The 24,556-nt window shown below is 70.6% G+C and carries 21 protein-coding genes; 13 read left to right on the top strand and 8 right to left on the bottom strand.

The genetic code is table 11. The features are described from left to right. Positions 1–461: 461 nt before the first annotated feature. The 3 genes from tesB to AB0N17_RS07285 form a co-directional block, all read right to left on the bottom strand. Positions 462–1,328, bottom strand: coding sequence for an acyl-CoA thioesterase II (gene tesB, locus AB0N17_RS07295; protein ID WP_366010157.1), 867 nt, complete (start codon positions 1,326–1,328; stop codon positions 462–464). Between the two features lie 36 nt (positions 1,329–1,364). Next, complete coding sequence (locus tag AB0N17_RS07290; protein ID WP_366010156.1) at positions 1,365–2,522, bottom strand: acyl-CoA dehydrogenase family protein; 1,158 nt, start codon at positions 2,520–2,522, stop codon at positions 1,365–1,367. A 140-nt stretch (positions 2,523–2,662) separates the two neighbouring features. Beyond that, a complete protein-coding gene (locus tag AB0N17_RS07285; protein WP_366010155.1) occupies positions 2,663–3,262 on the bottom strand; it encodes a TetR/AcrR family transcriptional regulator in 600 nt (199 codons plus the stop codon). A gap of 97 nt (positions 3,263–3,359) precedes the next feature. Between AB0N17_RS07285 and AB0N17_RS07280 the strand changes: the two genes are divergently transcribed. Genes AB0N17_RS07280 through AB0N17_RS07265 form a run of 4 tightly spaced genes read left to right on the top strand, consistent with a single transcriptional unit; the run spans position 3,360 to position 9,041 of the window. Continuing rightward, the gene (locus AB0N17_RS07280) at positions 3,360–4,976 is read left to right on the top strand and encodes a carboxyl transferase domain-containing protein (protein WP_366010154.1); all 1,617 of its coding nucleotides are present in this window, start codon (positions 3,360–3,362) and stop codon (positions 4,974–4,976) included. A gap of 11 nt (positions 4,977–4,987) precedes the next feature. Beyond that, a complete protein-coding gene (locus tag AB0N17_RS07275) occupies positions 4,988–6,919 on the top strand; it encodes an acetyl-CoA carboxylase biotin carboxylase subunit (protein WP_366010153.1) in 1,932 nt (643 codons plus the stop codon). After that, on the top strand, positions 6,916–7,875 hold the full coding sequence (locus tag AB0N17_RS07270) for a hydroxymethylglutaryl-CoA lyase (RefSeq protein ID WP_366010152.1): 960 nt from the start codon (positions 6,916–6,918) through the stop codon (positions 7,873–7,875). The genes AB0N17_RS07275 and AB0N17_RS07270 overlap by 4 nt, the downstream gene beginning before the upstream one ends. 5 nt (positions 7,876–7,880) lie before the next feature. Beyond that, positions 7,881–9,041 (top strand): acyl-CoA dehydrogenase family protein, encoded by a 1,161-nt coding sequence (locus tag AB0N17_RS07265; protein ID WP_366010151.1) that lies wholly within the window; start codon positions 7,881–7,883, stop codon positions 9,039–9,041. Between the two features lie 12 nt (positions 9,042–9,053). Here AB0N17_RS07265 and AB0N17_RS07260 read toward each other — a convergent pair whose 3' ends face one another. Continuing rightward, complete coding sequence (locus AB0N17_RS07260; RefSeq protein ID WP_366010150.1) at positions 9,054–9,509, bottom strand: hypothetical protein; 456 nt, start codon at positions 9,507–9,509, stop codon at positions 9,054–9,056. A 116-nt stretch (positions 9,510–9,625) separates the two neighbouring features. Here AB0N17_RS07260 and AB0N17_RS07255 point away from each other — a divergent pair, with 116 nt between their 5' ends. The 6 genes from AB0N17_RS07255 to AB0N17_RS07230 all read left to right on the top strand — a co-directional run bounded on the left by AB0N17_RS07255 (position 9,626) and on the right by AB0N17_RS07230 (position 16,719). Then, the gene (locus AB0N17_RS07255) at positions 9,626–10,672 is read left to right on the top strand and encodes an ABC transporter substrate-binding protein (protein WP_366010149.1); all 1,047 of its coding nucleotides are present in this window, start codon (positions 9,626–9,628) and stop codon (positions 10,670–10,672) included. A gap of 49 nt (positions 10,673–10,721) precedes the next feature. Then, positions 10,722–11,564, top strand: coding sequence for a siderophore-interacting protein (locus AB0N17_RS07250; protein WP_366010148.1), 843 nt, complete (start codon positions 10,722–10,724; stop codon positions 11,562–11,564). A gap of 149 nt (positions 11,565–11,713) precedes the next feature. Next, complete coding sequence (desA, locus tag AB0N17_RS07245) at positions 11,714–13,156, top strand: lysine decarboxylase DesA (protein WP_366010147.1); 1,443 nt, start codon at positions 11,714–11,716, stop codon at positions 13,154–13,156. Next, on the top strand, positions 13,140–14,417 hold the full coding sequence (locus AB0N17_RS07240) for a lysine N(6)-hydroxylase/L-ornithine N(5)-oxygenase family protein (RefSeq protein ID WP_366010146.1): 1,278 nt from the start codon (positions 13,140–13,142) through the stop codon (positions 14,415–14,417). Before desA ends, AB0N17_RS07240 begins: the two co-directional genes overlap by 17 nt. Continuing rightward, positions 14,414–14,953, top strand: a complete 540-nt coding sequence (locus tag AB0N17_RS07235) for a GNAT family N-acetyltransferase (RefSeq protein ID WP_366010145.1) — start codon at positions 14,414–14,416, stop codon at positions 14,951–14,953. Before AB0N17_RS07240 ends, AB0N17_RS07235 begins: the two co-directional genes overlap by 4 nt. Beyond that, a complete protein-coding gene (locus AB0N17_RS07230) occupies positions 14,950–16,719 on the top strand; it encodes an IucA/IucC family siderophore biosynthesis protein (protein ID WP_366010144.1) in 1,770 nt (589 codons plus the stop codon). The genes AB0N17_RS07235 and AB0N17_RS07230 overlap by 4 nt, the downstream gene beginning before the upstream one ends. Positions 16,720–16,798: 79 nt before the next feature. Here AB0N17_RS07230 and AB0N17_RS07225 read toward each other — a convergent pair whose 3' ends face one another. Further along, positions 16,799–18,412: a beta-N-acetylhexosaminidase gene (locus AB0N17_RS07225; RefSeq protein WP_366010143.1), complete on the bottom strand. Its 1,614-nt coding sequence runs from the start codon at positions 18,410–18,412 to the stop codon at positions 16,799–16,801. An 84-nt stretch (positions 18,413–18,496) separates the two neighbouring features. On the opposite strand from AB0N17_RS07225, the gene AB0N17_RS07220 reads away from it, so the two are divergent. Next, positions 18,497–19,375, top strand: coding sequence for a DUF4429 domain-containing protein (locus AB0N17_RS07220; RefSeq protein WP_366010142.1), 879 nt, complete (start codon positions 18,497–18,499; stop codon positions 19,373–19,375). 31 nt (positions 19,376–19,406) lie between these two features. Here the strand turns inward: AB0N17_RS07220 and AB0N17_RS07215 are convergent, their stop codons facing one another. Continuing rightward, entirely contained in the window at positions 19,407–20,972 is a 1,566-nt protein-coding gene (locus AB0N17_RS07215) for a metallophosphoesterase family protein (RefSeq protein ID WP_366010141.1), read from the bottom strand. A 165-nt stretch (positions 20,973–21,137) separates the two neighbouring features. Between AB0N17_RS07215 and AB0N17_RS07210 the strand changes: the two genes are divergently transcribed. Then, the gene (locus AB0N17_RS07210; protein ID WP_366010140.1) at positions 21,138–21,395 is read left to right on the top strand and encodes a hypothetical protein; all 258 of its coding nucleotides are present in this window, start codon (positions 21,138–21,140) and stop codon (positions 21,393–21,395) included. A gap of 12 nt (positions 21,396–21,407) precedes the next feature. Then, positions 21,408–23,225 (top strand): glutamine--fructose-6-phosphate transaminase (isomerizing), encoded by a 1,818-nt coding sequence (glmS, locus tag AB0N17_RS07205; RefSeq protein ID WP_366010139.1) that lies wholly within the window; start codon positions 21,408–21,410, stop codon positions 23,223–23,225. A gap of 76 nt (positions 23,226–23,301) precedes the next feature. On the opposite strand, the gene AB0N17_RS07200 is transcribed toward glmS, so the two are convergent. Both AB0N17_RS07200 and AB0N17_RS07195 read right to left on the bottom strand, forming a co-directional pair. Continuing rightward, entirely contained in the window at positions 23,302–23,862 is a 561-nt protein-coding gene (locus AB0N17_RS07200; protein ID WP_366010138.1) for a GPR1/FUN34/YaaH family transporter, read from the bottom strand. Positions 23,863–23,986: 124 nt separating this feature from the next. Beyond that, the gene (locus AB0N17_RS07195; RefSeq protein WP_366010137.1) at positions 23,987–24,514 is read right to left on the bottom strand and encodes a universal stress protein; all 528 of its coding nucleotides are present in this window, start codon (positions 24,512–24,514) and stop codon (positions 23,987–23,989) included. Positions 24,515–24,556: the final 42 nt, after the last annotated feature.

Here is a 24,556-nt window from a genome sequence, read left to right as displayed (position 1 = left end):
AGGAACCGCGGTTGTCGTGGTGGTCGTACGTTCCCGCCGAAGCGGTTCCCGCGGCGCCGAGGGCGGCTCCACCGGCCAGCAGCACACCGGCTGCGGACGTGGCGAAAAGGCGCCTCGTGCGTTGTGCTCGCATAGGGGATACCTTCCGTTCCCATCGTCTCTCGCGGCTCCCGGACGGGAGGGCGCGAGGTGGATGGCCGCCGCCGCACGGACAAGAGGGGAAGAGTGCGGCACGGTCTTCGGATGTCACCGCTGGAGAGGTGCGACACGCCGGTTCGGTCGACGCCTGCGGCCCGCCCGGGCGCTGGTGCGCCCTCCGGTGCCGCGGCTGAGGTCACAGGTCTTCCCGGGACCTCGTCGGCCGCGCATGCCGTGCACTTGCGGCTTCACCCAAAGAGCCTAGTACCGCATCCGTCACTCGGCACCCCAGGAAACTAATGTCCGCTCATCAGGGCGATGGGTCACCGGGGGATCCGGACGACACCCTCCTGGATGACCGAGATGGCGAGCTGCCCGTCCTGGGTGTAGATCCGGGCCTGGCCCAGGCCCCGGCCGCCGTGCGCGGACGGCGACTCCTGGTCGTACAGCAGCCATTCGTCGGCACGGAAGGGCCGGTGGAACCACATCGCGTGGTCCAGGGAGGCGCCCACGACGTCGCCGACCGCCCAGCCGCCGCGGCCGTGCGCGAGCAGCACGGAGTCGAGGAGGGTCATGTCGGAGACGTAGGTGGCGAGGACGACGTGCAGCAGGGGGTCGTCGTCGAGCTTGCCGTTGGTGCGGAACCAGACCTGGCTGTGCGGTTCCCGCGGCTCGCCGAACTTCCCGTACGGCGGCTCGTCCACGTACCTGAGGTCGATCGCCTCACGGGCCTCCAGGAACTTCTCGACGACCTCGGGCGCGAGGTGGTCGTAGCCGCGCAGCCGCTCATGGGAGGTGGGCAGGGTCGCCGGGTCCGGGGAGGGCGGCATGGGCGCCTGGTGGTCGAGGCCCTCCTCGTGCGTCTGGAAGGACGCCGAGAGGTGGAAGATCGGCTTGCCGTGCTGGACGGCGACCACGCGGCGGGTGGTGAAGGACCGGCCGTCGCGGATGCGGTCGACGGTGTAGACGATCGGCGCGCCGGGGTCGCCGGGGCGCAGGAAGTAGGCGTGCAGGGAGTGGGCCGGCCGGTCCGCGGGGACCGTCCGCCCGGCGGCGACCAGCGCCTGCGCCGCGACCTGCCCGCCGAAGACGCGGGGGACGACTGCGGAGCGGGACCGGCCGCGGAAGATGTCCTCCTCGATCTGCTCGAGGTCGAGCAGATCGAGGAGGTCCTGGAGTGCCTGGCTCATGGCTTCAGTTGTACCGGCCGCCGTGTGCGGTCGGCCTTACAGGCCCATGTCCTTCGCGATGATCGTCTTCATGATCTCGCTGGTGCCGCCGTAGATGCGGTTGACGCGGTTGTCCGCGTACAGGCGGGCGATCGGGTACTCGTTCATGTAGCCGTAGCCGCCGTGCAGCTGGAGGCAGCGGTCGATCACGCGGTGGGCGACCTCGGTGCAGAACAGCTTGGCGGAGGCGGCCTCGGCGGGGGTCAGCTCGCCGGCGTCCAGGGCCTCGGTCGCGCGGTCGGCGACGGCCTCGGCGGCGTCGACCTCGGCCTGGCAGGCGGCCAGCTCGAACTTGGTGTTCTGGAAGTGGGCGACCGGCTTGCCGAAGACGGTGCGCTCCTGGACGTACTGCTTGGCGAACCGGACGGCGGCCTTGGCCTGCGCGTAGGCGCCGAAGGCGATGCCCCAGCGCTCGGAGGCCAGGTTGTGGCCGAGGTAGTAGAAGCCCTTGTTCTCCTCGCCCAGCAGGTCCTCGACGGGGACCTTGACGTCGACGAACGCCAGCTCGGCGGTGTCGGAGGTCTTCAGGCCGAGCTTGTCCAGCTTGCGGCCGACGGAGTAGCCCTCGGACTTGGTGTCGACGGCGAAGAGGGAGATGCCGTGGCGGCGGTCCTCGGCGGTCGGCGCGGCGGTGCGGGCGCAGACGATCACCTTGTCGGCGTGGACACCGCCGGTGATGAAGGTCTTGGCGCCGTTGAGGACGTAGTGCGTGCCGTCCTCGGAGAGCTTGGCGGTGGACTTCATGCCCGCGAGGTCGGAACCGGTGCCCGGCTCCGTCATCGCGATGGCCCACATCTCCTCGCCGCTGACGAACTTCGGCAGGAAGCGCTTCTTCTGCTCGTCGGTGGCGAGCATCTTGATGTACGGCAGGGCGAGCAGGACGTGCACGCCGGAGCCGCCGAACTGGACGCCCGCGCGGGCCGTCTCCTCGTAGAGGACGGCCTCGAACTTGTGGCTGTCCATGCCGGCGCCGCCGAACTCCTCGGGCACGTTGATGCCGAAGATGCCCAGCTCGCCGAGCTTGTAGTAGAAGTCGCGCGGGGCCTGGCCGGCGGCGAACCAGTCGTCGTACACCGGCACGACCTCGGCCTCGATGAAGGCGCGGAGGGTCTCCCGGAACGCCTCGTGATCCTCGTTGAACACCGTACGGCGCACGGCCACCTCCACGTACCTCGTCAGATCGGCATGTCTAAGCGCTTGCTCAGAACCGAAGATACCGGTGAGTACGGTCGTGCGTCCAGGGTGAGCTTGACCACGCGAGGGTCAGTTACCGGCTCTGCCGTACCGAAGGAAGGTCACCCCTCCCCCGCGGCTTCGAACGCCCCCCGCGCCATCCGGTGCAGCAGCGCCGCCGTGGTCCCGCGCCCCGGCAGCGTGCCCGCGCGGCCCAGGTGCGGGGTGGAGTTCAGCAGGCCGAAGACCGAGTGGACGGCCGAGCGGGCCGCCGGCTCGGTGAGCGCAGGGTAGGCCTCGCGCACCACCTCCACCCACAGCTCGACGTACTGCCGCTGCAGCTGCCGCACCAGCTTGCGGTCGCTGTCGCGCAGGCGGTCCAGCTCGCGGTCGTGCAGGGTGATCAGGGGACGGTCGTCCAGGGCGAAGTCGATGTGGCCCTCGATGAGGGAGTCCAGGACCGCGAAGGCGCCGGTCCGGCCGTCCGTCTCCGCCAGGCGCCGCTTGGCCCCGGTCAGCAGCTGGCCGCTGATGCCGACCAGCAGCTCGGCGAGCATCGCGTCCTTGCCCGGGAAGTGGCGGTAGAGACCGGGACCGCTGATGCCGACGGCGGCCCCTATCTCGTCGACACCGACGCCGTGGAACCCGCGCTCGGCGAAGAGCCGGGCGGCTTCCTTCAGGATCTGCTCGCGGCGGGTGGGGGCGTCGGTTCTGGTGACCATGCAGGTAATTCTAGACAGCGAGGTTAGCGGTCGTTAACCTGAAGGAAATGGTTAACGCTCATTAACTGGTTCGATCACCGGGTGAGGGGACCGCAGGATGCACGAGGCACCGGAGCTCCAGAGCGCGGCAGATCCCGCGTCGGAGGCCTGGCGGGCCAATGAACAAGCCCATCTCGCTCTCGTCGAGGAGCTGCGCGCCAAGCTGGCCGCGGCGGCGCTCGGCGGCGGCGAGAAGGCGCGCGCCCGGCACACCGCGCGGGGCAAGCTGCTGCCGCGGGACAGGGTGGACACACTGCTCGACCCCGGCTCGCCGTTCCTGGAGCTGGCCCCCCTGGCGGCCGACGGGATGTACGAGGGACAGGCGCCGGCGGCCGGGGTGATCGCCGGGATCGGGCGGGTCGCCGGGCGCGAGTGCGTGATCGTGGCCAACGACGCCACGGTCAAGGGCGGCACGTACTACCCGATGACGGTGAAGAAGCACCTGCGCGCCCAGGAGGTGGCCCTCGACAACCGGCTGCCGTGCGTCTACCTGGTCGACTCCGGCGGCGCCTTCCTGCCGATGCAGGACGAGGTCTTCCCGGACCGCGAGCACTTCGGGCGGATCTTCTACAACCAGGCCCGGATGTCCGGCGCGGGGATCCCGCAGATCGCGGCGGTGCTCGGCTCGTGCACGGCCGGCGGGGCGTACGTGCCGGCGATGAGCGACGAGGCGGTGATCGTCCGCAACCAGGGGACGATCTTCCTCGGCGGCCCCCCGCTGGTGAAGGCGGCCACCGGCGAGGTCGTCACGGCGGAGGAGCTGGGCGGCGGCGAGGTCCACTCGCGGATCTCGGGCGTCACCGACCACCTCGCCGAGGACGACGCGCACGCGCTCAGGATCGTCCGGAACATCGTCGCCACGCTCCCGGCCCGGCGGTCCCTGCCCTGGGAGGTGCGGCCCCCGGTCGAGCCCAAGGTCGACCCGTACGGGCTGTACGGCGCCGTCCCCGTGGACTCCCGTACCCCCTACGACGTACGCGAGATCATCGCGCGCGTGGTCGACGGCTCGCGTTTCTCCGAGTTCAAGAGCGAGTTCGGGCAGACGCTGATCACCGGGTTCGCCCGGATCCACGGTCACCCGGTCGGGATCGTCGCCAACAACGGCATCCTGTTCTCCGAGTCCGCCCAGAAGGGCGCCCACTTCATCGAGCTGTGCGACCAGCGCGGGATTCCGCTGGTGTTCCTGCAGAACATCTCCGGGTTCATGGTCGGCAAGGACTACGAGGCGGGCGGTATCGCCAAGCACGGCGCCAAGATGGTGACGGCGGTGGCCTGCACGCGCGTGCCCAAGCTGACGGTCGTCGTCGGCGGGTCGTACGGCGCGGGCAACTACTCGATGTGCGGCCGGGCCTACTCCCCCCGCTTCCTGTGGATGTGGCCCAACGCCAAGATCTCGGTCATGGGCGGCGAGCAGGCCGCGTCCGTGCTGGCGACCGTCAAGCGGGACCAGCTGGAGGCGCGCGGCGAGGAGTGGCCCGTCGAGGACGAGGAGTCCTTCAAGGCGCCGATCCGCGCGCAGTACGAGCACCAGGGCAACGCCTACTACGCCACCGCCCGGCTCTGGGACGACGGCGTGATCGACCCCCTGGAGACCCGTCAGGTGCTCGGGCTCGCCCTGACCGCCTGTGCCAACGCGCCTCTGGGAGACCCCCAGTTCGGCGTCTTCCGGATGTGAGGAGGGGAACCGTGTTCGACACAGTGCTGGTCGCCAACCGTGGCGAGATCGCCGTACGCGTCATCCGTACGCTCCGCTCGCTGGGCGTGCGCTCGGTGGCGGTCTTCTCCGACGCCGACGCGGACGCGCGGCACGTCCGGGAGGCCGACACGGCGGTACGGATCGGCCCCGCGCCGGCCGCCGAGAGCTATCTGTCGGTGGAGCGGCTGCTCGAGGCGGCCGCCCGCGCAGGCGCGCAGGCGGTGCACCCGGGGTACGGCTTCCTCGCCGAGAACGCGGGCTTCGCGCGCGCGTGCGAGGAGGCGGGGCTGGTGTTCATCGGCCCCTCGGCGGACGCGATCGCGCTCATGGGCGACAAGATCCGCGCCAAGGAGACGGTGCAGGCGGCCGGCGTGCCGGTGGTGCCCGGCTCCAGCGGCAGCGGGCTGAGCGACGGCCAACTCGCCGACGCGGCGCGGGAGATCGGGATGCCCGTACTGCTGAAGCCGTCCGCCGGCGGCGGCGGCAAGGGCATGCGGCTCGTCCGGGACGCGGACGGGCTGGCCGAGGAGATCGCCGCCGCCCGCCGCGAGGCCCGCGCCTCCTTCGGCGACGACACGCTCCTGGTGGAGCGGTGGATCGACCGCCCCCGGCACATCGAGATCCAGGTGCTGGCCGACGGCCACGGGAACGTCGTCCACCTCGGCGAGCGCGAGTGCTCCCTCCAGCGCCGCCACCAGAAGATCATCGAGGAGGCGCCCAGCGTGCTCCTCGACGAGGCCACACGCGCGGCGATGGGCGAGGCGGCCGTGCAGGCGGCCCGCTCCTGCGGGTACCGCGGCGCGGGCACGGTGGAGTTCATCGTGCCGGGCGGGGACCCTTCGCAGTACTACTTCATGGAGATGAACACCCGTCTGCAGGTGGAGCACCCGGTCACCGAGCTGATCACGGGCCTGGACCTGGTGGAGTGGCAGCTGCGGGTGGCGGCCGGGGAGAAGCTGGGCTTCGGGCAGCGGGACGTGACCCTGACCGGGCACGCGGTCGAGGCCCGGATCTGCGCCGAGGACCCCTCGCGCGGCTTCCTCCCCTCGGGCGGCACGGTGCTGCTGCTGAACGAGCCGCAGGGCGACGGCGTGCGCACCGACTCCGGGCTCAGCGAGGGCACCGAGGTGGGCAGCCTGTACGACCCGATGCTGTCCAAGGTGATCGCCTACGGCCCCGACCGTGAGACGGCGCTGCGCAGGCTCCGGGCGGCCCTCGCCGAGACGGTGACGCTGGGCGTGCAGACCAACGCGGGCTTCCTGCGCCGGCTGCTGGCCCACCCGTCCGTCGTCCGGGGGGACCTGGACACCGGACTGGTCGAGCGGGTGGTGGACGAGCTGGTCCCGGCCGGGGTGCCGGAGGAGGTGTACGAGGCGGCGGCGGCCGTACGGACGCGGGCGCTGCAGCCCCGCGCGGACGGCTGGGTCGACCCCTTCTCGGTGCCGAGCGGCTGGCGGCTCGGCGGCACCCCGAAGCCGCCCGCCTTCCACCTGCGGGTGCAGGACCCGGTGACGTACACCCCGCGCGGCGGCCACACCGTCGCCGAGGACCGGGTGAGCGTCACCCTGGACGGCGTCCGGCACGCCTTCCGCCGCGCCGGTGACTGGATCGGCCGGGACGGCGACGCCTGGCACGTGCGGGACCACGACCCGGTGGCGGACTCCCTGGGCCGCGCGGCGCACGCGGGCGCCGACTCCCTGACCGCGCCCATGCCCGGCACGGTCACCGTGGTCAAGGTGTCCGTCGGCGACGAGGTGGCCGCCGGACAGAGCCTGCTGGTGGTGGAGGCGATGAAGATGGAGCACGTCATCTCCGCCCCGCACGCCGGCACGGTCGCCGAGCTCGACGTGACGCCGGGCACGACGGTCGCCATGGACCAGGTGCTGGCCGTCATCGCACCGCACGAGGAGGTGGCGCGGTGACCGCCGAGGGACTGCCCATGGTCGTACCGGCGTCGGACCTGCCCGCGCGGGTGCGGATCTACGAGGTCGGCGCGCGCGACGGGCTGCAGAACGAGAAGCGGACCGTACCGGCCGAGATCAAGGCGGAGTTCATCCGCCGGCTCGCGGACGCGGGCCTGACCACCATCGAGGCGACGAGCTTCGTGCACCCCAAGTGGGTGCCCCAGCTCGCCGACGCCGAGCAGCTGTTCCCGATGGTCGGCGGCCTGCCGGGCGTCGCGCTGCCGGTGCTGGTGCCCAACCAGCGGGGGCTTGACCGGGCCCTGGCGCTCGGCGCCGACCGGGTCGCCGTCTTCGCCAGCGCCACCGAGTCCTTCGCGAAGGCCAACCTCAACCGCACGGTGGACGAGTCGCTGGCCGTGTTCGCCCCGGTGGTCCGGCAGGCGAAGGACCGGGGCGTGCACGTGCGCGGCTATGTGTCGATGTGCTTCGGGGACCCCTGGGAGGGTGCCGTCCCGCTGCACCAGGTCGCCCGGGTCTGCGCGGCCCTGCGGGACATGGGCTGCGACGAGCTGAGCCTCGGCGACACGATCGGCGTGGCCACCCCGGGCCATGTGCTCGAACTGCTCAACCTGCTCAACGAGGAGGGCGTGCCGACCAACATGATCGGCGTGCACTTCCACGACACCTACGGCCAGGCGCTCGCCAACACCTATGCGGCCCTGGAGCACGGGGTGACCACGGTCGACGCCTCGGCCGGCGGGCTCGGCGGCTGCCCCTACGCCAAGTCCGCCACCGGCAACCTCGCCACCGAGGACCTGGTCTGGATGCTGCACGGCCTCGGCATCGAGACCGGGGTCGACCTCGGCCGTCTCACCGCCACCAGCGTGTGGATGGCCGCCCACCTGGACCGGCCCAGCCCGTCCCGTACCGTCCGCGCGTTCGGTAAAACGACACAGCCCCACAAGGACCAGTGATCAGCATGGACCACCGTCTCAGCCCCGAGCTGGAGGAACTCCGCCGTACGGTGGAGGAGTTCGCGCACGACGTGGTGGCGCCGAAGATCGGCGACTTCTACGAGCGGCACGAGTTCCCGTACGAGATCGTTCGCGAGATGGGCCGCATGGGCCTGTTCGGGCTGCCGTTCCCGGAGGAGTACGGCGGCATGGGCGGCGACTACCTCGCGCTCGGCATCGCCCTGGAGGAGCTGGCCCGGGTGGACTCCTCGGTGGCCATCACCCTGGAGGCCGGTGTCTCGCTGGGCGCGATGCCGCTGCACCTGTTCGGCACCGAGGAGCAGAAGCGGGAGTGGCTGCCCCGGCTGTGCGCGGGCGAGATCCTGGGCGCGTTCGGCCTGACCGAGCCGGACGGCGGCAGCGACGCGGGCGCGACCCGGACGACGGCCCGCCTGGACCCGGACACGGACGAATGGGTGATCAACGGCACGAAGTGCTTCATCACCAACTCGGGCACGGACATCACGGGTCTGGTGACCGTCACCGCCGTCACCGGCCGCAAGCCGGACGGCAGGCCGCAGATCTCGTCGATCATCGTCCCGTCCGGCACCCCGGGCTTCACGGTCGCGGCCCCGTACTCGAAGGTCGGCTGGAACGCCTCGGACACCCGTGAGCTGTCCTTCCAGAACGTGCGGGTGCCGGCCGCGAACCTGCTCGGTGAAGAGGGGCGTGGCTACGCCCAGTTCCTGCGCATCCTGGACGAGGGCCGCATCGCCATCGCCGCGCTCGCCACCGGGCTCGCGCAGGGCTGTGTGGACGAGTCGGTGAAGTACGCCAGGGAACGCCACGCCTTCGGCAAGCCGATCGGCGCCAACCAGGCGATCCAGTTCAAGATCGCCGACATGGAGATGAAGGCCCACACGGCCCGTCTGGCCTGGCGCGACGCCGCCTCCCGCCTGGTGGCCGGCGAGCCCTTCAAGAAGGAGGCGGCCCTGGCCAAGCTCTACTCCTCCACCGTCGCCGTGGACAACGCCCGCGACGCCACGCAGGTCCACGGCGGCTACGGCTTCATGAACGAGTACCCGGTGGCCCGCATGTGGCGCGACTCCAAGATCCTGGAGATCGGCGAGGGCACGAGCGAGGTGCAGCGGATGCTGATCGCGCGCGAGCTGGGGCTGGTCGGCTGAGGGGCCCCGGGGTCACTTCCGCCGGGTGAAGCGGACGTCGGGGGTGCAGGGGTCGTCGAGATCGACGGTGACGCAGAGGGTCTTGCCGCCGTCGATCGCCAGCAGCTCGAACACGCAGTTCTTCGGCTCCTCGTCGAAGTAGAGCGCGAGCTGTGAGCCCGACGGCACCTTGTCCGCCGTACTGGCGCTGCCGTCCGCGGCGACGAACGACCAGGTGCCAGTGGCCCTTTCACCCGGGCACAACACGTACTCCTCGGCCAGCTTCTTCGAGTCGAGGCCGGTGGAGATGAACGTGCGGTCGGCGGCGAAGGACAGCTCCTCGCCGTCGGCCGCCTTCCATGTGCCGACGACCTGGCCCATGGAGACCTTGGCCGTGTCGTCCATGAACGCACATCCGGCGACCGGCAGCAGCGCCGCGAGGAGGAGCACGGCGGGCCGACGGGCGGGCCGGCAAAGGGACATGAACACGCGGCCATCCTAGAGCGGGCCGTCACCCCACCCCCTGGACATCGAGTGAGGTTAGGCTAACCTACCTTCGAACCTGTCCGGCGGGCGCTCCGCCCCGTTCGAAAGCAGTCATACCCATGCCCTTCGCCCGTGCCACCCATCTGAACCGCCGCGGTTTCCTCGCCGCGGGCGGCGCCCTCGGACTCGGTGCCGCGCTCGCGGCCTGCGGGGACGGCAAGGGCAAAGACGGTGACGCCGGGAGCGGGGGCGAGGCCGCCGCGTCCGGGCCCTGGTCCTTCAAGGACGACCGCGGCCGGAGCGTGAAGCTGGACCGGGTCCCCGCGAACATCGTCGCGTTCACCGGTGTCGGCGCCGCGCTCCACGACTACGGCATCCAGGTCAAGGGCGTCTTCGGCCCGACGAGGACCAGCGCCGGCAAGCCCGACGTGCAGGCCGGCGACATGGACATCAGCAAGGTCACGGTCATCGGCAACGCCTGGGGCCAGTTCAACATCGAGAAGTACGCGTCCCTCGCCCCGGACGTGCTGATCTCCACGATGTTCGACGGCGCGGGCACCCTCTGGTACGTCCCCGAGGAGTCCGGGAAGAAGATCGCCGAGCTCGCTCCGAGCGTCGGCATCTCCGTCTACGACCGCCTGCTCACCCAGCCGCTGCAGCGCATGTGGGACCTCGCCGAGTCGCTCGGCGCCGACATGAAGGCGGCGAAGGTGACGGACGCGAAGAAGCGGTTCGAGGACGCGGCGGCCCGGCTGCGCGCCGCCGCCAGGGCCAAGCCCGACATCAAGGTGATGGCCGGCTCCGCGAGCGACCAGCTGTTCTACGTCTCCGGGACCGACCTCTCCGTCGACCTCGAGTACTTCAAGTCCCTCGGCGTGAACTTCATCGAGCCGCCGGCGAGCGCCAAGAAGCAGGGCGGCGGCTGGTACGAGTCGCTGAGCTGGGAGAACGTCGACAAGTACCAGGCCGACCTGATCATGATGGACGACCGGACCTCGGCGATCCAGCCCGCCGACATCACCAGGGCGACCTGGAAGAAGCTGCCCGCGGTCAAGGCGGGGCAGGTCATCGCCCGCTCGCCCGAGCCGATCCTGTCGTACGACAAGTGCGTGCCGCTGCTCACGAACCTGGCCGAGGCCCTGGAGAAGGCCGAGAAGGCCGGCTGACCGGGCAACTCCCCCGACATCGCCCTGAATCCCTTCCTCAGGAGCCCACATGACGACGGCCGTAGCCGCCCCGTTCCGATTCTTCTCCGCGCAGGTCGTACGGACGAGGCGGCTGGGGCCGTCTCTCGTGCGCGTCACCTTCGGCGGAAGCGACCTGCACGCCTTCCACTCCGACGGGCGTGACCAGTCCCTGTCCCTGTTCCTGCCGCAACCGGGCCGGCCGGAGCCCGTCGTCCCGCTGGAGCTGGGCGACGGCTGGTGGCAGGGGTGGCGTGAACTCCCGGACGACGTACGGGCGGTGATGCGCTCGTACACCCTCCGGGCGTTCAGGCGCGACCCGCACGAGGTGGACATCGACTTCGCGCTGCACGGCACGGAGCCCGGCGCCGCCGCCCCGGCCGGACCCGCCTCCCGCTGGGCCTCCCGGGCCGTCCCCGGCGATCGCGTCCTGCTGCTCGGGCCGGCCGTCGCCGACAACCGCGCCATCCGGTTCCGCCCGCCCGAGGACACCGACCTGGTCGTCCTGTGGGGCGACGAGACCGCCGTCCCGGCCGCCACCGCCGTCCTGGAGACCCTGCCGGCCGGCACCCGGGTCCGGGCCTGGCTGGAGGTGCCGCACGCCGGTGACATCCAGGACGTGCGCACGGAGGCGGACGCGGAGATCACGTGGCTCGTACGGCACGACGGGTCCCCCATGGCCGTCGACGCCGTACGAGCCGCACAACTGCCCGTCGCCGAAAGGCCGTACGTGTGGATCGCGGGTGAGTCCGGGCAGGTGAAGGCGTTGCGGCGGCACTTCGTCGGGGAGCGGGGCGTCGACCGGCGGCGCGTCACCTTCGTCGGCTACTGGCGGCAGGGCATGACGGAGGAACAACTGCGCGCCGCGGAGTGACCCCGGCGCGGCGGCGCCTCGCGGAGCAACTTGCCGCCACAGGAGGGCGGTCAGGGGTGACCCCTACCTTGATCCCGAAAACTTAAGTTAGGCTAACCTAAGTTCATCACGACGACCTCCCGCACGGACTGTCCCCGGAGGACCCCCACATGCGCTCGCACCTGCTCAATGGCCTCACCGCGGAGCACTACCGCCGCTCCGTGACCGAAGGAGTCGAGCGGGTGGCGGCCAAACTCGCCACCACCGACCGTCCGTTCACCGGCGTCACCGTCGACGCCCTCGCCCCCCGCGTCGACGCGATCGACCTGGACCGGCCGCTGGGCGACACCGCCGCCGTCCTGGACGAGCTGGAGGACGTGTACCTCCGCGACGCGGTCTACTTCCACCACCCCCGCTACCTCGCCCATCTCAACTGCCCGGTCGTCATCCCGGCGGTGCTCGGCGAGGCCGTGCTCTCCGCGGTCAACTCCTCCCTCGACACCTGGGACCAGTCGGCCGGCGGCACCCTCATCGAGCGCAGGATCGTCGACTGGACGGCCCGGCGGATCGGCCTCGGCCCCGCCGCCGACGGCGTGTTCACCTCGGGCGGCACCCAGTCCAACCTCCAGGCGCTGCTCCTCGCCCGCGAAGAGGCCAAGAGCGAGGACCTCGCCGCCTTGCGCGTCTTCGCCTCCGAGGCCGGTCACTTCAGCGTGCAGAAGTCCGCCACACTGCTCGGGCTGGGGCGGGAGGCCGTCGTCCCCGTCCCCGTCGACCACGACAAGCGGCTGCAGACCGTCGCCCTCGCCCACGAGCTGGAGCGCTGCCGGCGCGAGGGCCTGGTGCCGATGGCCGTCGTCGCCACCGCCGGGACCACCGACTTCGGCTCCATCGATCCGCTCCCCGAGATCGCCGGACTCTGCGCCCAGTACGGCGTGTGGATGCACGTCGACGCTGCCTACGGCTGCGGACTGCTCACCTCGCTGAAGCACCGGGACCGCCTCGCCGGCATCGAACGCGCCGACTCGGTCACGGTCGACTACCACAAGTCGTTCTTCCAGCCGGTGAGCTCCTCCGCCGTCCTGGTGAGGGACGCGGCCACCCTGCGGCACGCCACCTACCACGCGGAGTACCTCAACCCGCGCCGCATGGTGCAGGAACGCATCCCCAACCAGGTCGACAAGTCCCTGCAGACCACCCGCCGCTTCGACGCCCTCAAACTGTGGCTGACCCTGCGCGTGATGGGCGCCGACGGCATCGGGCAGCTCTTCGACGAGGTCTGCGACCTGGCGGCCGAGGGCTGGCGGATGCTCGCCGCCGACCCCCGCTACGACGTCGTCGTGGAACCCACCCTGTCCACCCTCGTCTTCCGCTACATCCCCGCGGCCGTCACCGACCCGGCCGAGATCGACCGCGCCAACCTCTACGCCCGCAAGGCCCTGTTCGCCTCCGGCGACGCCGTGGTCGCGGGCACCAAGGTGGCCGGCCGTCACTACCTGAAGTTCACCCTGCTCAATCCCGAGACCACGCCGGCCGACATCGCCGCCGTCCTCGACCTGATCGCCGGCCACGCCGAGCAGTACCTGGGAGAGTCCCTTGACCGCGCGTCCTGAAGCCCCGCACCCCGCCTACGACTTCGTGGGGATCGGGCTCGGCCCCTTCAACCTCGGCCTGGCCTGCCTCACCGAGCCCATCGCCGGACTGGACGGCGTCTTCCTGGAGTCCAAGCCGGACTTCGCCTGGCACGCCGGGATGTTCCTGGACGGCGCCCACCTGCAGACCCCGTTCATGTCCGACCTGGTCACCCTCGCCGACCCGACCTCGCCGTACTCCTTCCTCAACTACCTGAAGGAGAAGGGCAGACTGTATTCGTTCTACATCCGCGAGAACTTCTACCCGCTGCGGGTCGAGTACGACGACTACTGCCGCTGGGCGGCCGGGAAACTGAGCAGCGTCCGCTTCGGCACCACCGTCACCGAGGTGACGTACGAGGACGGGCACTACGTCGTGCGCACGCAAGGAGGCGACACCTTCCGCGCCCGGCACCTGGTCCTCGGCACCGGCACCCCGCCGCACGTCCCCGACGCCTGCCGGGACCTGGGCGGCGACTTCCTCCACAACTCCCGCTACGTGCACCACAGGGCGGAGCTGCGGCGCAAGAAGTCGATCACGCTGGTCGGCAGCGGCCAGTCCGCGGCCGAGATCTACTACGACCTGCTCGGTGAGATCGACGTCCATGGCTACCAGCTGAACTGGGTCACCCGCTCCCCGCGCTTCTTCCCCCTCGAATACACCAAGCTCACCCTGGAGATGACCTCCCCGGAGTACGTCGACTACTACCGCGCACTGCCCGAGGCCACCCGCTACCGGCTGACCGCCGAGCAGAAAGCCCTGTTCAAGGGCATCGACGGGGACCTGATCAACGAGATCTTCGACCTGCTCTACCAGAAGAACCTCGCCGGCCCGGTCCCCACCCGCCTGCTCACCAACTCCTCGCTGAACGGCGCACGGTACGCGGACGGCACGTACACCCTCTCCTTCCGCCAGGAGGAGCAGGAGAAGGACTACGAGCTGACCACCGAGGGCCTGATCCTCGCCACCGGCTACCGGTACGCCGAGCCGGGCTTCCTCGAGCCCGTCAGGGACCGGCTGCGCTACGACTCCCGGGGCAACTTCGACATCGCCCGCAACTACGCCATCGACGTCACCGGCCGAGGCGTCTTCCTGCAGAACGCCGGCGTCCACACCCACAGCATCACCAGCCCCGACCTGGGCATGGGCGCCTACCGGAACGCGTACATCATCCGCGAGCTGCTCGGGACCGAGTACTACCCGGTCGAGAAGAGCATCGCCTTCCAGGAGTTCGCCGCATGAACGACACGAACACCACCTTCACCTTCCGTACCGTCGACCCGCTGAAAGACGGCCGGCTGCTGCACTCCTGGGTCACCCATCCCAAGGCGGCCTTCTGGATGATGCAGGACGCGAGGCTCGAGGACGTCGAGCGGGCGTACATGGAGATCGCCGCGGACGAGCACCACGACGCGCTGCTCGGCCTGCGTGCCGGCGAGCCCGCCTTCCTCATGGAACGGTACGACCCCGCGCACCGGGAGCTGGCCGGGCTGTACGAGGCGCGGCCCGGGGACATCGGCATGCACTTCCTCACCCCGCCGGCCGGCACGCCCGTCCACGGCTTCACCCGGTCCGTCATCACCGCGGTGATGACGCACCTGTTCGAGGACCCGGCGGTGCGGCGGGTCGTCGTCGAACCCGACGTGCGCAACACGGCCGTGCACGCCCTGAACGAGGCCGTGGGGTTCGTGCCCGAGCGGGAGATCCAGAAGCCGGAGAAGAGGGCCCTGCTGAGCTTCTGCACCCGCGAGCAGTTCGAGCAGGCGGTGGCCCGATGACCCTCGCCGACGCCGTGGCCCACCTCTCCCCCGAGCGCTGGGCGGCCGCCGACCGCCTGCTGATACGCAAGGCGCTCGCCGAGTTCGCGCACGAGCGGCTGATCACACCCGAGCGGGAGGGCGGGGGGTACGTCGTCCGCAGCGACGACGGGCGCACCGCCTACCGGTTCACCGCCGTCCGCCGCGCCCTCGACCACTGGGAGATCGATCCCGGGTCCGTCACCCGGCACCGCGACGGGACGGAACTCCCCCTGGCCGCACTGGACTTCATCCTCGACCTGAGGGCGTCCCTCGGACTGAGCGATGAGGTCCTGCCGGTCTACCTGGAGGAGATCTCCTCCACCCTCTCCGGCATCTGCTACAAGCTCACCAAGCCCCGCGTCACCGCCGCGGAACTGGCCGGCAGCGGCTTCCAGGAGATCGAGACCGGGATGACCGAGGGGCACCCGTGCTTCGTCGCCAACAACGGGCGGCTCGGGTTCGGCGTCCACGAGTACCTGTCGTACGCCCCGGAGACCGCGAGCCCGGTCCGGCTGGTGTGGCTGGCCGCGCACCGCTCCAGGGCCGCGTTCACAGCCGGCGCCGGGATCGAGTACGACTCCTTCCTGCGGGAGGAGCTGGGCGAGAAGACCCTGAGCCGGTTCCGCGCGACCCTCACCGCCCAGGGCCTGGACCCGGCCGACTACCTCCTCCTCCCCGTCCACCCCTGGCAGTGGTGGAACAAGCTCACGGTCACCTTCGCGGCCGAGGTGGCCCGCCGGCACCTGGTCTGCCTCGGCGAGGGCGACGACGAGTACCTGGCCCAGCAGTCCATCCGGACCTTCTTCAACACCAGCGCCCCGCACAAGCACTACGTGAAGACGGCCCTGTCGGTCCTCAACATGGGTTTCATGCGGGGCCTGTCGGCCGCCTACATGGAGGCCACCCCGGCGATCAACGACTGGCTGGCCCAGCTGATCGAGAACGACCCGGTGCTGAAGTCGACGGGCCTGTCGGTCGTCCGGGAGCGGGCGGCCGTCGGCTACCGGCACCTGGAGTACGAGCGGGCGACCGACCGCCACTCGCCGTACCGCAAGATGCTGGCCGCGCTATGGCGGGAGAGCCCGGTGCCCTCGCTGAGGGACGGCGAGTCGCTCGCCACCATGGCCTCGCTGCTGCACCTGGACCACACCGGCGCCTCCTTCGCGGGCGCCCTGGTCGAACGGTCCGGGCTGTCCCCCACCGCATGGCTCCGCCGCTACCTGCGGGCGTACTACACCCCGCTGCTGCACAGCTTCTACGCCTACGACCTGGTCTTCATGCCGCACGGCGAGAACGTGATCCTGGTGCTGAAGGACGGGGTGGTCCAGCGGGCGGTCTACAAGGACATCGCCGAGGAGATCGCGGTGCTGGACCCGGACGCGGTGCTGCCGCCGGAGGTCCGGCGCATCCGCGTCGAGGTCCCCGAGGACGAGAAGCTCCTCTCCCTGTTCACGGACGTCTTCGACTGCTTCTTCCGCTTCCTCGCGGCGAACCTGGCCCGCGAGGGAATCCTGGCGGAGGACGCCTTCTGGCGCACGGTCGCCGAGGTCACCCGCGAGTACCAGGAGGCGACCCCCGAGCTGGCCGGCAAGTTCGACCGGTACGACATGTTCGCCCCCCGGTTCGCCCTGTCCTGCCTCAACCGTCTGCAACTCCGCGACAACCGCCAGATGGTGGACCTCACCGATCCGTCGGGCGCCCTCCAGCTGGTCGGCGACCTCGAGAACCCGATCGCCGGCTTCTGACGCACCGGGCCGCACCAGGCCGCACGAGACGGACGGGCACCCCTGAGTACGGTCCTCGGGGGTGCCCGTCAGCGGATGGTCAGCCGTTCGGCCAGGGGACCTGCGGTGACTTGTAGTAGGCGATGCCGAGCGCGTCCCAGCGCGGGGCCTGGGCGGCCAGGCGCCGGCGGTAGGTGGTCCAGTCGTGCGTGGCCGCCGGGGACCAGCCCAGTTCGGCCGCGCCGGGCAGGCGCGGGAAGGCCATGTACTCGATGTCGGCGGAGGTCTTGAGGGTCTCCGACCAGAGGGGGGCCTCGACGCCCTTGACGGCCGAGGCCGGTGCCCCGGCGAGGTAGGCGCCGGGGTTCCAGTCGTACGACCGCTGCACCTCGACCGTGCCGGCCCAGGTCGTGCCCGGCTTGGTGCTCTTCGTGTACTTCATGTCGAGGTAGACCCGGTCCGCCGGGGACAGGATCAGGCCCGTGCCGTTCCGGGCGGCCTCCGCGACCTGCGCCTTCTCGGTGGCGCTGGTGCCGTCCAGACCCCAGTACTGGGCGAGGGCGCCCTCGGCGGGGTGGGCGCCGGTGAGCTGGTGCCAGCCGATGACCGTCTTGCCGTACCGGGCGACGATCGGCTGGACCCGGTCCATGAACGCCACGTAGTCGGCGTGGCTGGTGGAGTGTGCCTCGTCACCGCCGATGTGCAGGTAGCGGCCGGGGGTGAGGGCGGCCAGCTCCCGGATCACGTCGTCGGCGAAGTCGTAGGTGACCTTCTTCGGCACGCACAGCGAGCTGAAGCCGACCTGGGTGCCGGTGTACAGCGGGGGTGCCACGCCGTCGCAGTTGAGCCGGGCGTAGGAGGAGAGGGCCGCGTTGGTGTGGCCGGGCATGTCGATCTCGGGGACGACCTCCAGGTAGCGGGAGGCCGCGTACCGGACGATCTGTTGGTACTGCGCCTTGGTGTAGTAGCCGCCCTTGCCGCCGCCGACCTCGGTGGAGCCGCCGTGGGTGGCCAGGCGCGGCCAGGAGTCGACGGCGATGCGCCAGCCCTGGTCGTCGCTGAGGTGCAGATGCAGCTCGTTGATCTTGTAGAGGGCGAGCTGGTCGATGTAGCGCTCGACCTGGGCGACGGTGAAGAAGTGCCGGGAGACGTCCAGCATGGCGCCCCGGTAGGCGTAGCGGGGGCGGTCCTCGACGGTGCCGCCGGCGATCCGCCAGGGGCCGGTCTGCACGGTCTTCCTCTCCACGGACGCCGGGAGCAGCTGGCGCAGGGTCTGGACGCCGTGGAAGAGGCCGGCGGGGGTGCTCGCGGTGAGGGTGACGCCGTCGGCGGCGCTCTGAAGCCGGTAGCCCTCGGCGCCGAAGTCGCCCTTGGCGAGGTGGAGGCGGATGCCGCCGGTGCCGCTGTCGGTGAGCGGCACCGGGTAGCCGGTGGAGGGGCGGAGGATGGCGGTGAGGTACGCGCCGATGCGGCGGACCTCGGCGTTGTGGTCGACGTGGACGCCGGTGGCGCGGGTGAGGGTGTACGGCGTGCCGCCCGGCTGGACCGAGGCGGGCGCCGGGACCACCTGGTCCAGCGGGGCCGGGGCGGCGGCGCGGGCCGCGGGGGCGGCGCCGAGGGTGAAGGCGCCGGCCGCCGCGACCAGCAGCAGTGAACCGAGGAGGCGGGGCGTTCGAGGAGTCGTGCCGTGGTGCCGTCTCACAAGCGCTCCCATCGGACGGAGTTGAGCCATGGAGGTGAGTGACCGTCAGACGTGGTCGAGACCACTCTCCCGCAGATCCGGTGAAACAATCCCCGCATGGCGGAAATCATCCAGAAGGACGGCACCTGGACCTTCGACGGCGAGGCCCTCCGGCTCACTCCGGGCCGGGACAAGAACGTGCCCCTGCTCCGCCGCGAGATGGGCGAACTCGTCGTGCCGCTAAAGGCTTTGGCCGGCGTCTCCTTCGAGCAGGGGAAGCGGGCGGGGCGGCTCAGGCTGCGGTTGCGCGACGGCGCCGATCCCCTGCTGCAGGCCACGGCGGGCCGGCTCGCCGAGGCCAACGACCCGTACCAGCTGGCGGTGGAGTCGGAGCGGTACGGCGTCGCCGAGTACTTCGCGGACGAGGTGCGCAACGCGCTGCTGCTGGACGGGGTGTCACCGGACCCGGTCGACGGGTATCTGCTGCCGGGTCCGTCGCTGCCGGTGTCCGTGTCGGCCGGGGACGGCACGGCGAGCTTCGACGGGGAGCGGGTGCGGCTGGAGTGGAACTGGAAGACGGAGGACGCCAAGGCCGCCACCGGCCCCCGTACGATCCCGCTCCCGGACGTCGTCGGCGTGGAGTGGCAGCCGGCGGCCGGGCTGGAGAACGGGCACTTGCGGTTCCTGGTGCGCGGGGCGCCGGTCACGGCTCCGCCCAAGTACGACCCGAACGCGGTCGAGCTGTGGGGGTTCAAGAAGGACCCGCTGATGGCCCTGGTGGCCGCTGCCGTACAGGCGCGGCTGCCGCATCCCTGCGCGGCCGGGCGCGACGCCGTGGCGCAGGCGCCGGGGCTCACGAAGGAGCCGGAGCCGGCCGGGGACGGCCATGACGCGCTGCTGCGGCGGCTGCGTGAGCTGGGCGAGCTGCACCGGGACGGGGTGCTGACGGCGGAGGAGTTCACCCTGGCCAAGCAGGCGGTCCTCAGGCGCATGTAGCGCGCGAGGACCGCTCGCTCGGCGGCTGGGGTTACTTCGCCGTGCGGGAGACGGTGAAGTGGTCGATGCGGTCGCCGGTCTCGGCGATGCCCGACACCTTCAGCGTGGCCTGGCGGCCCTTCGGGGCGGGCTGGACGTCCACGCGCAGGAAGGAGTAGTTCAGGTAGCGCACCCGGGACCAGGCGACGGTCTCGTCGACCTTGCCGTCCTTGGTGTTGATGAAGGACGCGACCGAGTCCACCTCGTGCTCGTGGCCCTCGTAGGAGTCGGGGGCGCTGAACGCGTAGAGGCTGCGGCCCGCCGCGCCGGCGGTGACGTACACCACGCCCTCGGTCTCGGGGTAGGCGGTGCCGCCGATCGGGAGCTTCTTGGTGACCTTGCCGTCCTTGATGACGTCGGTGCGCTCGTACTGGTGGTTGTGGCCGTTGATGACCAGGTCCACCTGGTACTTCTCGAACAGCGGCACCCACTCCTGGCGCACGCCTCCCTCCGAGGCGTGCGCCGTGGAGGTGCAGTAGGCGCAGTGGTGGAAGAAGATGACGACGAAGTCGACGTCCTTGGAGGCGCGGTACGTCTTCAGCTGGGTTTCCAGCCACTTCGTCTGGGTTCCGCCGGAGATGCCCAGATTCGCCGGGATCTCGAAGGAGATGTCGTTGGCGTCGAGCGAGATGACCGCCGTGTTGCCGTGGACGAAGGAGTACACGCCCGGCAGGTTCTTGGCGTCCGGCCCGTTGTCGGGCAGGGTCCAGCGGGCTTCCTCGCCGCCGTAGCCGTTGGGCGAGTACCAGGCCTCCATGTCGTGGTTGCCGTAGGACGGCATCCACGGGACCTGCTTGGCGACCGACTCGGTCTGGTACAGGAACTGGTCCCAGGTCCGCGAGTCGAAGCCGGTGTCGGTGGACTTGCCCTGGCCGGCCGGGTCGCCGTAGGCGATGTCACCGGCGTGCAGGTGGAAGGCCGGGTTCTGGCCGAGGATCAGCGCGTTGTTGGCCAGGCCGTGATAGCCGACACCCTCGTCGCCGAAGGCGGTGAAGGTGAACGGCGCCTTGTGCGCGGGGGCGGTGGTGAAGGTGCCCACGGTGCCCAGCAGGTGCGGCTCGGCCGGGTCGAAGCCCTCGTGGCCGACGCCGTAGTAGTACGTCCTGCCCGGACGCAGGTGGGTGAGCTTGGCGTGCAGGTAGTACTGGGTGTGGTCGCCGCTCGCGCCGACACCGGCCGGGGTGTAGAGGGTGCGGACCTCGGCCTCGATCTTGCGCGAGAGGTCCCAGGGGTGGGCGCCGATGCGGATGAACGGCTTCTTCACGGCGACCGGCACCTGCCAGGAGACGGTCATCTCCGTGCGCGGGTCGTTGCCGAAGGCGAGGTGGCGGCCGAAGGGGGCCACGAGGGCGCCGTCGACCGGCTCGGCGGCGGGGGCGGCGCCCTGCGTCGGCACGGCGGCCCGGGCGGTGGCGCCCGTCACGAACGCGCCACCCGTGACGGCGCCCAGGGTGACGGCGCCGCCTCTGATCATGGTGCGCCGGGAGAATCTGGCGCGCAGGTACTCGTGCTGCTCGGCCATGCTCATCCGCGCGGCCAGCTTCTCCGGTACTCCCATACGAGGAATGTCCATGGCGTCTGAAAATGGTCCACATCTCCAACGAGACGTAGGACACAGGGTGGACGGCCGACGAACAGAGATCCACCAGCCCGACAACAGTCGGTTGCCCGATATCGGGCACGATTCTTGCGAATCCGGCGCCGGTACCCCAGGATCTACCGGGTGCACGACGAACTCGTTGATCACCTGACGCGATCCTCACCCCTGAGCCGGGGCGAGGCGCTGCGGGTGATCCAGGACGTGCTCGCCTACTTCGACGAGTCGACGGGGGACTTCGTCCGGCGCCGCCACCGCGAACTCCAGGCCCAGGGCCTGGTGAACGCGGAGATCTTCGAACGGATCGAGGCGGACCTGAAATACCGCGCGGTGGCACCGCCCGAGCTGACGCTCAGGCAGCTGCGGCGCATCGTCTACGGCTAGGAATACCCATACATGTGCGGAATTGTCGGATACATCGGGAAGCGTGACGTCGCCCCTCTCCTCCTGGAGGGCCTGCAGCGGCTGGAGTACCGCGGCTACGACTCCGCGGGCATCGTCGTCACGTCCCCGAAGGCGCCCGGCCTGAAGATGGTCAAGGCCAAGGGCCGGGTGCGGGACCTGGAGGCCAAGGTCCCGGCGCGCTTCAAGGGCAGCACCGGTATCGCCCACACCCGCTGGGCCACCCACGGCGCCCCCTCCGACGTGAACGCCCACCCGCACATGTCGGCCGACAGCAAGGTCGCCGTCGTCCACAACGGCATCATCGACAACGCGGCCGACCTGCGCCGCAAGCTCGAGGCGGACGGCGTCGAGTTCCTCTCCGAGACCGACACCGAGGTCCTCACCCACCTCATCGCCCGCTCCACCGCCGAGAAGCTGGAGGACAAGGTCCGCCAGGCGGTCCGGGTGATCGAGGGCACCTACGGCATCGCCGTCCTGCACGCCGACTTCCCCGACCGCATCGTGGTGGCCCGCAACGGCTCCCCGGTCGTCCTCGGCATCGGCGAGAAGGAGATGTTCGTCGCCTCGGACATCGCCGCCCTGGTGATGCACACCCGCCAGATAGTGACCCTGGACGACGGCGAGATGGCCACGCTCAAGGCCGACGACTTCCGCACCTACACCACCGAGGGCACGCGCACCACTGCCGAGCCCACGACGGTGGAGTGGGAGGCCGAGTCGTACGACATGGGCGGCCACGACACCTACATGCACAAGGAGATCTTCGAGCAGGCCGACGCCGTCGACCGCGTGCTGCGCGGCCGGATCGACGACCGCTTCTCCACCGTGCACCTCGGCGGCCTCAACCTGGACGCCCGCGAGGCCCGGCAGATCCGCCGCGTGAAGATCCTCGGCTGCGGCACCTCGTACCACGCGGGCATGATCGGCGCCCAGATGATCGAGGAGCTGGCCCGCATCCCCGCCGACGCCGAGCCGGCCTCCGAGTTCCGCTACCGCAACGCGGTGGTCGACCCCGACACCCTCTACGTGGCCGTCTCCCAGTCCGGTGAGACGTACGACGTGCTCGCCGCCGTCCAGGAGCTCAAGCGCAAGGGCGCCCGGGTCTTCGGCGTCGTCAACGTGGTCGGCTCGGCGATCGCCCGCGAGGCGGACGCCGGCATCTACGTGCACGCCGGTCCCGAGGTCTGCGTGGTGTCGACCAAGTGCTTCACCAACATGACGGTCGCCTTCGCGCTGCTCGCCCTGCACCTCGGCCGCACCCGTGACCTCTCGGTCCGCGACGGCAAGCGGATCATCGAGGGCCTGCGCAAGCTGCCCGAGCAGATCACCGAGATCCTCAAGCAGGAGGAGAAGGTCAGGGAGCTGGCCGAGCTGTACGCCGACGCCCGCTCGATGCTCTTCATCGGCCGCGTCCGGGGCTACCCGGTGGCCCGTGAGGCCTCCCTGAAGCTCAAGGAGGTCTCGTACATCCACGCCGAGGCCTACCCCGCCTCCGAGCTGAAGCACGGCCCGCTGGCCCTGATCGAGCCGGCCCTGCCGACGGTCGCCATCGTCCCCGACGACGACCTGCTGGAGAAGAACCGCGCGGCCCTGGAGGAGATCAAGGCCCGCGAGGGCAAGATCCTCGCGGTGGCCCACCAGCCCCAGGAGAAGGCGGACCAGACCATCGTCGTCCCGAAGAACGAGGACGAGCTGGACCCGATCCTGATGGGCATCCCGCTCCAGCTGCTGGCGTACCACACGGCGAAGGCCCTGGGCCGGGACATCGACAAGCCGCGGAACCTGGCCAAGTCGGTGACGGTGGAGTAGGCGCCCCGCACGACAAGAGAACGGACCCCCACGTGTGCCACCTTTCACGTGGGGGTCCCTTCCGTGCCGCTCCGTTTCAGCCGGTGGCCGTCACCCCCCGGCCCGCGGCACGCCGGGGAAGTACCGTCGGCCAGTGGGCGACCGCGGCCGTCGCCGCGTACCAGGCCACCGCACCGGAGGCGACGGCCACCCAGCCGCCGGCCTTGGTCAGGACGGAGCTGTCCGCGAACTGCGCGACGGCGAGCACGAGCATCGCCAGGAAGAGCAGCCCGTACACGGCCTGGCCGAGGGTGTCCCCGCCGGCGAGGGTCAGCGTGAGCGCCACGAGGGCGAACAGCAGCAGGAAGAGTCCGGCCGCATGAGCCGAGCCGGAGCCCGACACGGCCCAGGTGAACCACAGGGCGCCGAGGGCCACGAAGCCCGTGCCGGAGACGCCGTCACGGTCCCGGAGCGCGAGCAGGCCGACGAGGAACAGGGCGACTCCGCCCACGTAGTGAGCCAGTGTCACGGCGTCCGACGTGCCCACACCGTCGATGACACCGGTCGTACCGAGCCCGAACGCCAACAGGGTGATCCCCAGGGCGAGTCGGCCCACAACGGAAGTACTTCCGCTTCCCGCAGAGACGTCGTTGTCCACGGCGGGCTCCCTTCTTGCTGTGCAGTTGCGCGGTGACCGGTATATGCCCTTCACAAAGGCACAAACCACCTCTACGCGCGAGTAGTTTCGCGCTGCACAAAGGGAGTTGACGAAGCGTGAGGTTCTACGGAATGACGATCACGGGCCGCTTCGCCCGCTTGGCCAGCCGCCCGGCGACGGAGCCGAAGATCCGGCCGACGAGGCCGTGCGTCGAACCGACGACGATCGCGTCCGCCTCGTACTCCCGCCCCACCTCTTCGAGTTCGTGGCAGATGTCCCCGCCCCGCTCGACCAGGATCCACGGCACCTCGGACAGATAGTCCGCACAGGCCAGTTCCAGCCCGAGGACCTCGGTGCGGTGGTCCGGCACGTCGACGAAGACGGGCGGCTCGCAGCCGGCCCACACGGTGGTCGGCAGCCGGTTGGCGACGTGGACGATGATCAGGCCGGCGTGGGAGCGGTGGGCCATGCCGATCGCGTAGGCGAGGGCGCGCTCACTGGAGGTGGAGCCGTCGAAGCCGACGACGACTCCGTGCCGGAAGGCGGGGTCGCACGAAGGGCGTGGCTCTTCCGCCGCCAGGGGATCGGCCGCCGTGGGATCGGCGACCGGCCGCTTGCGGTCCGCGGGTTCGAAGAATTCGTGACCGGCCATGACTGTCTCGGCGTTGTGATCCTTTTTGGGAGGGACGACAGT

This window comes from Streptomyces sp. NPDC051133, from assembly GCF_040682635.1.
Classification (GTDB): Bacteria; Actinomycetota; Actinomycetes; order Streptomycetales; family Streptomycetaceae; genus Streptomyces.
This window is presented reverse-complemented; position numbering and strand designations above follow the sequence as displayed.